General features: G+C 57.2%; 1 rRNA gene. It reads right to left on the bottom strand.

Going from position 1 to position 297, the window contains the following annotated elements:
* A 16S ribosomal RNA gene (locus OO60_RS44370) occupies positions 1-295 on the bottom strand; the annotation flags it as partial.
* Positions 296-297: the final 2 nt, after the last annotated feature.

Here is a 297-nt window from a genome sequence, read left to right as displayed (position 1 = left end):
CCCTCTCAGGCCGGCTACCCGTCGTCGCCTTGGTAGGCCACTACCCCACCAACAAGCTGATAGGCCGCGGGTTCATCCTGCACCGCCAGAACTTTCAACCACCTACCATGCGGTAGGAGGTGATATCCGGTATTAGACCTCGTTTCCAAGGCTTATCCCAGAGTGCAGGGCAGATTACCCACGTGTTACTCACCCGTTCGCCACTCATCCCCACCGAAGTGGTTCAGCGTTCGACTTGCATGTGTTAAGCACGCCGCCAGCGTTCGTCCTGAGCCAGGATCAAACTCTCCAACAATG

It is taken from the genome of Amycolatopsis vancoresmycina (assembly GCF_000716785.1).
Classification (GTDB): Bacteria; Actinomycetota; Actinomycetes; order Mycobacteriales; family Pseudonocardiaceae; genus Amycolatopsis; species Amycolatopsis vancoresmycina.
This window is presented reverse-complemented; position numbering and strand designations above follow the sequence as displayed.